General features: G+C 71.5%; 8 protein-coding genes and 1 pseudogene. 5 read left to right on the forward strand and 4 right to left on the reverse strand.

Features of this window, described 5'->3' with window-relative positions:
• Together D7X55_RS29295 and D7X55_RS29300 are read right to left on the reverse strand one after the other, a co-directional pair.
• The coding region (locus tag D7X55_RS29295) for an aldehyde dehydrogenase family protein (protein ID WP_121724787.1) at positions 1-1,244 on the reverse strand (1,244 nt) is incomplete at its 3' end.
• Between the two features lie 40 nt (positions 1,245-1,284).
• On the reverse strand, positions 1,285-1,956 hold the full coding sequence (locus tag D7X55_RS29300) for a TetR/AcrR family transcriptional regulator (RefSeq protein WP_120547290.1): 672 nt from the start codon (positions 1,954-1,956) through the stop codon (positions 1,285-1,287).
• A gap of 126 nt (positions 1,957-2,082) precedes the next feature.
• On the opposite strand from D7X55_RS29300, the gene D7X55_RS29305 reads away from it, so the two are divergent.
• Complete coding sequence (locus D7X55_RS29305) at positions 2,083-2,709, forward strand: phospholipase D-like domain-containing protein (RefSeq protein WP_121724789.1); 627 nt, start codon at positions 2,083-2,085, stop codon at positions 2,707-2,709.
• A 46-nt stretch (positions 2,710-2,755) separates the two neighbouring features.
• Positions 2,756-4,147: a sensor histidine kinase gene (locus D7X55_RS29310; protein WP_121724790.1), complete on the forward strand. Its 1,392-nt coding sequence runs from the start codon at positions 2,756-2,758 to the stop codon at positions 4,145-4,147.
• Positions 4,148-4,164: 17 nt separating this feature from the next.
• Here the strand turns inward: D7X55_RS29310 and D7X55_RS29315 are convergent, their stop codons facing one another.
• Entirely contained in the window at positions 4,165-4,539 is a 375-nt protein-coding gene (locus D7X55_RS29315) for a helix-turn-helix transcriptional regulator (RefSeq protein WP_014393392.1), read from the reverse strand.
• A gap of 427 nt (positions 4,540-4,966) precedes the next feature.
• On the reverse strand, positions 4,967-5,848 hold the full coding sequence (locus tag D7X55_RS29320; protein WP_233610141.1) for a nitronate monooxygenase family protein: 882 nt from the start codon (positions 5,846-5,848) through the stop codon (positions 4,967-4,969).
• Positions 5,849-6,087: 239 nt separating this feature from the next.
• On the opposite strand from D7X55_RS29320, the gene D7X55_RS29325 reads away from it, so the two are divergent.
• The 3 genes and pseudogenes from D7X55_RS29325 to D7X55_RS29335 form a co-directional block, all read left to right on the forward strand.
• Positions 6,088-8,058, forward strand: a complete 1,971-nt coding sequence (locus D7X55_RS29325) for a HEAT repeat domain-containing protein (protein ID WP_121724788.1) — start codon at positions 6,088-6,090, stop codon at positions 8,056-8,058.
• 52 nt (positions 8,059-8,110) lie between these two features.
• Entirely contained in the window at positions 8,111-9,073 is a 963-nt protein-coding gene (locus D7X55_RS29330; RefSeq protein WP_120547293.1) for a ParA family protein, read from the forward strand.
• 8 nt (positions 9,074-9,081) lie between these two features.
• A pseudogene (locus D7X55_RS29335) lies at positions 9,082-9,362 on the forward strand (extensin-like protein); the annotation flags it as partial.

Here is a 9,362-nt window from a genome sequence, read left to right on the forward strand (position 1 = left end):
AGCACGTTGTTCACCACCACCCCGCCCGACGTCGTGTGCTGGAGCACCTCCTCCACCATCTTCGAGTCCTGCGAGAACACGTAGAGCGCCAGCGGCTTCCCGCCTTCGTTGATGTGCGCGTAGACCTCCTCGCGCCGCTCGTACGTGAGCACCGGCAACACCGGCCCGAAGATTTCCGCCTCCATGATGGGCATCCGCGTCGTCACCCCGGACAACACCGTGGGTGCCACGTACCTGGACGGCCCGTCCGCCGTGCCGCCCGCCTCCACCTTCGCCCCTGCGGCGACCGTCCGGTCGAGCACCTCCTTGAGCCGCCTCCATGCCGCCGGGTCCACCACGCGCGCGAAGTCCGGGCTCGCCTGACGCTCGGTCTCGGTCTCACCGTAGAAGCGCGTCAGCACCGCCTTGAACGCCTCCAGGAACGCCTGCTGCTTCGACGCCGGCACGTAGATGTAGTCCGGCGCCACGCACGTCTGGCCCGCGTTGACGAACTTGCCCCACGCCAGCGCCTGCGCCGCCGCCTGGATGTTCGCCGATTCATCGATGATGACCGGCGACTTGCCGCCCAGTTCCAGCGTCACGCTGGAGAGGAACTTCGTCGCCGCCGCCATCACCTTGCGGCCGATGTTCGGGTTGCCCGTGAAGAAGAAGTGGTCGAACGGGTGCTGGAGCAGCGCCTCCGCCACCTCCGCGCCGCCCTCGAACACCGCCACCTCGTTCTCCGGGTACACGTCCCGCACCAGCTTCGCCAGGAAGCGCGACGTGTGCGGCGTCTTCTCACTGGGCTTGATCATCACCGCGTTGCCCGCGGCGATGGCCGCGATGAGCGGCGCCGCCACCAGCTGGAACGGGTAGTTCCACGGCGACAGGATGAGCACCACGCCCTTCGCCTCGAAGCGCACGTGGCTGGACGCGCCCTTGAGCGTCAGCGGCGTCGCCACCCGCTTGGGCTTCATCCACGACTTCAGGTGCCTCACCGTGTGGTTCAGCTCCTCCAGCGTGGGGTGGATCTCCGTCAGCTCCACCTCCATCGCCGGCTTGCGGAAGTCCTGGTGGATGGCCTCCGCCAGCTGCTCGCGCCGCTGGATGATGGCCTCGCGCAGCTTGCGCAGCCTCGCGATGCGCTCCGCTGGAGTGCTGCGCGACAGGTTCCAGCGGTTCGCGCGCTGCGACTCGAACACCGCGCGGATGCGGTCCACTTCAACCGAGGCCTGGGGCAGCAGGGACGCGACGGCTTCCAGCATGACTTTGCGCTCCGTTCTTTCAAAAACGCGTGAGAGGGATTCAGCGGGCCTCGAGCCCGCGAAGAAGGGTGGTGATGGCCGCCGTCAACTCAGCGCGGAAGTCCACGCGCAGGGGCGCCATGTGCGGCAGCGTCAGCACCTCGCGCGCCACGGGCGCGATGTCCGCCATCTGCCGCAGGCCCGTCACCAGCGCGTGCACGCAGCGGATGAGCTGACCCGCCGTCTCCGGCGTGAGGAAGGGCAGCCGCGCCTGGAGCAGCGCGGACGTCGTGCCCATGGCCACCAGCACGCGCTCCTTGAACGCGCGCGCCTGCGCCACCGTCACGTTCTGCTCCAGCACCGTCTGCGCCAGCGCCAGGAGCCGCGTGAAGGTCTCTTCCCCCTCCAGCGACTCGGCCACCGAGCGCGCCAGCTGGTGGCCCGTCCACGTGCCGTCTTGCGCCAGGCGCCCGTTGAGCTTCGCGAACCACGCGGTGAGCAGGTCGTCCAGGAGCGCCAGGAACAGCGCCTCCTTCGTCGGGAAGTAGAGGAACACCGTCCCCTTCGCCAGGCCCGTGCGCGCCGCGACGTCCGCCATCTTCACCTCGGCGAACGACGTGGCCTCGAACAGCGCCCGCGCCGCGTCCAGCAGCTCCCGCCGCCGCGCTTCCTTGTCCTCGTCCCGCCGCGCTCGCAGCGGAACGATTCGCTTCTCGGCCAGTGCTCCCACCATGACCCGGAGTTAAATGACCGCCGGTCATCGCGTCAACCCGGTGCGTGGGTCTTCTTCCACCGCAGGACGCTTGGCAGGGGAGGGGGATGGTGTCGTGTAATCCTGTGTGCGACGCTGGGTGACATGATGAGGCCCATCGACGCGGAGCTGCTGTCGGGGAGCGCGCTGTACCAGGAGGTGGTGCTGCGCAAGCTGGCCCACGCGCGCGAGTCGGTGTGGATGGCCACCGCCAACGTGAAGGCCATGTACGTGGAGCGCTCGAAGGGGGCGTACGTGCCGCTGCTGGAGGTGCTGGATGGCCTGGCCGCCCGGGGCGTCGCGCTGCGGCTGTTGCACGCGGAGCTGCCCAGCCGGCCGTTCCGGGCCGCGTTCGACGCCCGCTCCCGGCTGGTGAAGGGCGGGCTGGAACTCAAGGTGTGCCCCCGTGTCCACTTCAAGGCGGTGGTGGTGGACGGCGCCTGGGTCTACCTGGGGAGTGCCAACCTCACCGGCGCGGGTCTGGGCGCCAAGGGCGATGATGTCCGCAACTTCGAGCTGGGTTTCGTGACGGAGGACTTCGACACCATCGACCGGACGACCGCCCTCTTCGACGCCGTGTGGAGCGGCGCCGAGTGCCGGGGCTGCCGGCTCCGGGCGGTGTGTCCCGACCCCATCTTGCCCTCCGGCGGCGGACAGGCGAAGACACGGGGACGGGACGCGGTGCGCTTGGGGAAGTCCCGCCGGCTGCGACGTCCACGGGAGGACTCGACATGAAGGGGGACTTCGCGCCGCGCAGCGCTCCCGGGTGGACCGGGCCGGGGTGACGCCTCCAACCTCCAGCGCGTGGGATGACGCGGACGCCGAAGTCCGGGCCCGCCGGCGGGTCCGGCGGCGCACGTATTGGTGGTGCGCGCTCATCATCACGCTGGGCTCGCTGGCGCACCCGGTGCTGCTGGGCGGCTTCCGCGCGGACTTCCTCGCGGTGCACCTGGCGTGGGCCGGCAGCTTCCTGGTGCTGGGGGCCGTCGTGGGCGCGGGGTGGCTGCGCCCGCCGTTCAGCGGCATCGCCGCGGGCACCGTCAGCCTGGCGTCGCTCACCGTGTGCATCGAGCTCACCGGCGGCCTGGCCAGCCCCCTGTTCCCCTCGTTCTACACGGTGCCCCTCCTCATCACCGTCTTCATCCCGGGCCAGCGCCTGCCGGTGTGGATCTCCATGGCGGGGACGCTGGGGGCGGTGGTGCTGATGCTGTGGCTGTCGCACGTGCCCTGGACGGCGTTCGTCAGCCAGTGCTTCAGCATGCTCTTCGTGTTCGTGGTGTCCGCCCACGGCGCGGAGACCTTCCGCAAGCTGCGCGCGGCCGAGCGCAACGCGCACCTGGAGCGCGTGGACGCCCTGCGCCAGCTGGCGGAGAGCGAGTCGCGCCGCGCGCGCGTGGAGCGCCAGCGCGCGGAGGTGGAGCGGCTGGTGGTGGTGGGGCAGCTGGCCGCGGGCGTGGCCCACGAGGTGAACAACCCGCTCGCGTACGTGAAGTCGAACCTGCACTACCTCCAGGAGGAATGGGCGCACGGCGTCCCCGACGACCTGGAGGACGTGCGGCGCGTGCTGGATGAGACACAGCAGGGCGTGCTGCGCATCCAGCAGATCGTCACCGACCTGCGCCTGTTCTCCCGCGAGGCCCCCGACGAGGCGGAGTCCTGCGACGTCGCGCAGGCGCTGGGCGAGGCGCAGCGGCTGGCCTCGGTGCGCCTGCGCAGCCTGGGGGTGGTGGAGCGCGACGTGGCACAGGGGCTGTCCCCCGCGCGCGTCACGGCCCGCCACCTGGTGCAGGTGCTGGTGAACCTGTTGCTCAACGCCGCGGACGCGCTGGAGGCCGCCCGCTCCAGCAAGCCCGCGCACGTGACGCTGCGCGCGCGCATGGAGGACGGCCGCGTGCGGGTGGAGGTGGAGGACAACGGGCCGGGCATCCCCGAGGCCGCGCTGCCGCGCCTCTTCGAGCCCTTCTTCACCACGAAGCCGCCCGGCAAGGGCACCGGCCTGGGCCTGGCGCTCTGCCGCGACTACGTGGCGCGCGCGGGCGGCACCCTGGAGGCGGAGAACCGCGCGGAAGGCGGTGCGCGCTTCATCCTCCGGCTGCCTGTCGCCGGGACTTCATCCCCCCCTGTGCACCGCGAACCTCCCGCGTCCGTGGACGCGGAGCCCGCGGCCGAGTAACGCGGGCGTTTCGTGCCTCATCGCTCCAGCGCGTGCGCCACCTGCCCCAGGAGGCGCAGGCGCGGGGAGTCCAGCTTGCGCACGGTGCGCATCAGACGCCGCACCTCCGGACGCTCGCGGTACTCCGGCGGATCCTCCGCGAGCTGCGGCGCGCCGTCCTCCGTCACCGCCGCCGTCGCGCTCAAACCCAGGAGCACGTCCGACGAACAGCTGAGCACGAGGCACAGCTTCCGCAACGTCCGCACGCTGGGCAGCATGTGCCCGCGCTCCAAACGGCCGTACACCTCGGTGGCGATGCCGACGCGCTCGGCGACATCGGCCTGCGTCAGCTCCAGCCGCTGCCGCGCCACTCGCACCGCGTTTCCAATGAGGGTTGCCAGTCGCTGTTCCATGGCGTGCAAAACCTGTCGAAAGAGGAGCTTCTCCCCCCGCTTTTCAGACGGAGAGGTACCGGGGAGAAGTCGCTGCCTTGCGTGACCTCGTGAGACACAGATTACGAGTGGGGTCTGACATCTCCGGGCATGCGGACAGGGCTCGCAAACCCGCGACAATCCGCCGTTTCCGCCGTTCTCGCGCACGCGTTTCGCAAGGCTTCCCGGGTGATTTTTCTTGCCCGTCGCGCGCGTCGAACCGGGGTGGTAGGCGCGCGCGCTTCCGCCCCTCCCATGACGTCACGGGAAGGCCGTGCGAGGTCGCCCGACGTGCCAGGTTGCTTCGTGGGCTTGCGGACGAAAGCGAGGGTCCGGGCAGACCGCGCGCTTCCGGCGGGACTCATGCCGGAAGCGGGGCTTCACACCCGGCAGGGTCTTCAGTGCTGCTTCAGGATTCGGACGGCAGCGCGGCGCGGGCCTCGGAGTACTCACGCACCATGCGCTCGACGACGGTCGCGGCGGGCAGCACGTCCTTCACGAAGGCCACGCCCTGGCCCGCGCTCCAGGTGTCCTTCCACGCCTTGCCCTGGCCCGCGCGGAAGCGCTCCAGCGCGCTCTTGATGAAGTTGCCGTGCACGCCCGTCACTTCCTTCGTGTACTCCAGGTCCTCGGGGCTCGAGTCCACCAGCGCCTGCTTGTAGTCGGGCGCGGCGCCGGCCTCTTCCGTGGCCAGGAAGCGCGTGCCCACGTACGCGCCGTCCATGCCCAGCGCGAGCGTGGCGGCCAGGTGGCGCCCGGTGGACAGCGCGCCCGCGAGCACCACCGGCACGCCCAGCTCCGCCTTGAGCCACGGGCCCAGCACCATGGGGCTCAAGTTGCCCGCGTGGCCACCCGCGCCGCTGCCCACCGCGACGAGCGCGTCCACGCCGGCCTTCACGGCCTTCTCCGCGTGGCGCAGCGAAATCACGTCGCTCCACACCTTGCCGCCGTACGCGTGCACGCGCTCCACGATGGGCGTGGGGTCACCCAGGCTGGTGATGACCAGCGGCACCTTGCGCTCCACCGTCGCGGCCACGTCCTCCTCCAGGCGCTCGGCCCACTTGAGGATGAGGTTCACGCCGAAGGGCACGTCCTGGGGGAACGTGTTGAGGAAGTCCCGGTACGCCTGCGCGGTGCGGTAGTTGAGCGACGGCACCGCGCCAATCGCGCCCGCGCGCCCGGCGGCCTCCAGCAGCGCCGCGTTGGACACCAGGAACATGGGGGCGGCGATGATGGGGTAGCGGATGCCCAACATCCGGGTCACGTCGGTGTCGATGCGCGAAGGGGCCATGCGCCGCATTGGACCATGCGTGCACGCGAGCGCGAGGCCGAAAAATCGGCCTGGGCGGCGTTGTCAATCACGGCGTGTCCTGGCGGGGGAAAACCCCAGGTGTTTCCGTGGTTTACGTAGCACGTAGGGCTGACATAAGGTGCCCGCCCCGGCAGCGAGCCGGGGAACCGGGGAGTCCCTTCGGTGAAGCGAACCGGGGAGCGCCGCCGAGCGCCTTCGCGGGGAGGCCAGAGCCAGTCGTGAGTGACGAGCGTCCGGACGCGCTGCTCAAGAGCGCACTCGAAAAGATCGTCTACTTCGAGGCCCGTGCGCAGCAGTTGCATGGCGAGCTGGCGTCCGCGCGCGACGAGCTGACCCACCTGAAGGAGGACCTGGCCGCGGGGCACCAGCGCGAGCTGGAGCTGCGCCGGGAGGTGGCGTCGCTGGAGGTGAAGAGCGCCCGCGCCCAGACGGAGCGCGAGGAGCTGTCCCGGCTCAACCAGGCGCTGCGGCTGGAGCGCGACCAGCTGATGGCGAAGCTGCTGGACGCGAGCCGGATCCACTCCTCCGGCCAGTCGCGCGCGGCGGCGGAGGACGATGCCGACGAGCTGGGGTTCGACCTGGCGTCGTTCATCTCGCAGCTGCGCAGCGAGGTGATTCTGCGCGGGGACGTGCCCGCGGTGCGCACGCCGTACAGCGGGCCCGCGGTGCCGCTGAAGTCCTCCGAGCCGAACGTGCCGTGGACGGAGCGTCCCGCGCCGCCCATTCCGCCCCGGGCCCCGGCGGCCGTGTCGGATGCGGGGCTGTCGCCGGTGGCGCGCGAGGCGCAGCGGCTGCAGAGCGAGGGCCGGCTGCGGGTGAGCCCGGAGCAGATGGCGGAGCTGTCCGGACACGCGGGCAGCACCACGGACGAGACGCTGTTCGGGTTCTCCGTGCGGGAGCTGTCGGCGGCGGACGCGGCGGCTCGGGTGCGGGCGGCGGAGCGGCTGAAGGCGCTGGCGCATCCGGCGGCGGCCCCCGCGCTGGCGGCGGCGCTGCACGCGGAGACGGACGCGACGGCGCAGGTGGCGCTGGTGCAGGCGTTCGCGGGGCTGTGCCGGGAGGAGGGCGCGTCGGTGGTGTCGCCGCTCCTGTCGTCGCCGGTGCCGGAGGTGCGCATCGCGGCGCTGAAGGCGCTGCTGGTGCTGGCCCCGAAGGACGCGGCGCCGCACCTGGCGCAGGCGATGAAGGATTCGGACCGCTCGGTGCGCCGGCGCGCGTCGCTGTTGGCCCTGGGGTTGGAGGGGGAGACGGCGCGGCGGCTGGGCGAGGACGCGATCCACGACACGGATCCGGAGGTCCGCGCGCTGGCCGCGCTGGCGCTGGGCGCGGGCCGGGGTGAGAACGCCCGGACGCTGCTCTTGGGCGCGCTGGACGACAGCGAGGCGCGCGTGCGCAAGGCGGCGGCGCAGAGCCTGTCGCGCATCCTGGGGCACGACGTGTCCGCGGTGGTCGCGCTGGATGATGCGCACCGCCGCCGGGAGATCCGCCGGCTGGCGACCCTGCCCGTGAAGCCCGTGCGCGCGACGCTGGACGCGAAGCCCGTGCCCGTAGCCCCCGTGGTCGCGGACTCGCAGCCCGTGGCGGTGCAGGGCACGCAGCAGGTGGCCGCTCACGCCGCGCCGCAGTCCATCCCTTCGATTCCCGAGCACGCCGCCGTGCCGGTGTCGCTCGCGGACGTCGCCGCGAACACCTCGCAGTGGACCGCCGCGTCCATGGCCGCCCCCGCGCTCGCGGTCGCCACCGTGGCGGCTTCCCGTGCCGCTCCGGCCGTGATGCACGGTGCGGCTCCCGCGCCCGCCCGGGTCGCGAACGGTGGGCCCGTGTCCTTCGCTTCGGGGCCTGCCTCCGCGCCGCCTTCGCGCCCGGTGGCCGCCGTGCCCGCGCCCCAGGCCGCTCCCGCCGTGCGCCGGACGCCCGTGCAGGCCGCGCTCGTCGCCATGGGCGCGCCCCCTCCCGTCCGGGCTCCCGCGCCTTCCGCTCCTCCGGTTCCCCCCAAGCGCGGCCCGTCTCCCGTGGAAGCGCTGTGTGGGGCGATGTTGCAGGAGGTGCGGGTCGCCGTTCGAGGACGCTCGCTCGCCGAGCTGACGTCCGGGCTCTCTGCTCCCGCGGAGCTGGCCCAGGAGGCTGTTGCCCTGCTGGTGGCCCGAGGGGCCATCGTGCGAAGGGGGCACAAATACTTCGCCGCTTGAGGCAAGGTGCAGCATCCCGCCCAGGCCTCACACGTCATCCGAAGGGTCGTTCATGGAAGCGCCGACGTACAGCTCGAAGCAGGTAGCCGAGATGCTCGGCGTGACTCCGAAGTCCATCCCCGCGGAGCTGCGCAAGGACGCCTACGGCCCGGACGACGTGTGGGAGCTGCGCACCACGCTCAACAAGTTCCCGCCCACCGCGGGCCTGCGCAAACAGCTCTTCCTCAACTTCAAGGGCGGCACCGGCAAGACGTCCCTGTCCACGTCCTACGCGTGGCGCCTGGCGGAGCTGGGCTACGCGGTCCTCCTCATCGACCTGGACAGCCAGGGCCACGCCACCAAGTGCCTGGGCTACGAGGGCGAGGACTTCGAGAAGACGCTGCTGGACGTGCTCGTCCGCAAGACGCCGCTCGCGCAGGTGGTGCAGAAGTCCACCCTGCCCAACCTGGACTTCATCCCGTCCAACCTGAGCATGTCCACGGTGGACCTGGCGCTGATGCCCATGTCCGGCCGTGAGTTCAAGCTGCGCAACGCGCTCAAGGACGTGGAGGCGCAGTACGACTTCATCGTCTTCGACGCGCCCCCGTCCTTCGGCCTGCTCAACCTGAACGCGCTGATGGCCGCGAACGACCTGTTCGTTCCGGTGCTCGCGGACTTCCTGTCCTTCCACGGCCTCAAGCTGCTGTTCGAAACGGTGCAGAGCCTGGAGGAGGACCTGAACCACGTGCTGGACCACGTGTTCATCGTGGTGAACTCCTTCAACGCCACCTTCAAGCTGGCGAAGGAGGCGCTGGAGGCGCTCCAGACGCACTACCCCGAGTACCTGCTGCCCACCATCATCCGGCAGTGCACCAAGTTCGCGCAGGCCTCCAGCGAGGGCCGCCCGGTGTTCGTGGCGGACCCCACGTCCAAGGGCGCCAACGACATCCAGGCCATGCTGGACAACGTGCTGCCGCGCCTGGTGGCCGCGCACGCCGCGGCGGTGAAGGCCGGCACCGCGACGAAAGCCGGCTGAGACTTCCCATGAAGAAAGCCTTCGAACAGAACGTGTCCCGCGCGAAGCCGCGCCTCCGTCTGGGGGCGCTGACCGGTGCCCTCGACCCGGCCGACCCCACGGGGAGCGCCGCCTCGGAGCCCGCCGCGCCTGAAGCGCCGCCCGTCGCGGAGGCGACGGACCTGTCCTCCGAGGTGCGCTCGCGCATCGAGCGCCGCGCGGGCCCGCGCCCCACCGCCGCCGAGGCGATGGAGGCCGCGCTCAACGCACCACCCAGGCACGCGGCTCCGCCCCCCGCCGCGCAGCCGCT

It is taken from the genome of Corallococcus sp. AB049A (assembly GCF_003668885.1).
Lineage (GTDB): Bacteria > Myxococcota > Myxococcia > Myxococcales > Myxococcaceae > Corallococcus > Corallococcus interemptor.

Coding starts and splice junctions, on each gene's coding strand:
- D7X55_RS29300 (WP_120547290.1), bottom strand. CDS start 1,956: ATGGTGGGAGCACTGGCCGAGAAGCGAATCGTTCCGCTGCGAGCGCGG.
- D7X55_RS29305 (WP_121724789.1), top strand. CDS start 2,083: ATGAGGCCCATCGACGCGGAGCTGCTGTCGGGGAGCGCGCTGTACCAG.
- D7X55_RS29315 (WP_014393392.1), bottom strand. CDS start 4,539: ATGGAACAGCGACTGGCAACCCTCATTGGAAACGCGGTGCGAGTGGCG.
- D7X55_RS29320 (WP_233610141.1), bottom strand. CDS start 5,848: ATGGCCCCTTCGCGCATCGACACCGACGTGACCCGGATGTTGGGCATC.
- D7X55_RS29330 (WP_120547293.1), top strand. CDS start 8,111: ATGGAAGCGCCGACGTACAGCTCGAAGCAGGTAGCCGAGATGCTCGGC.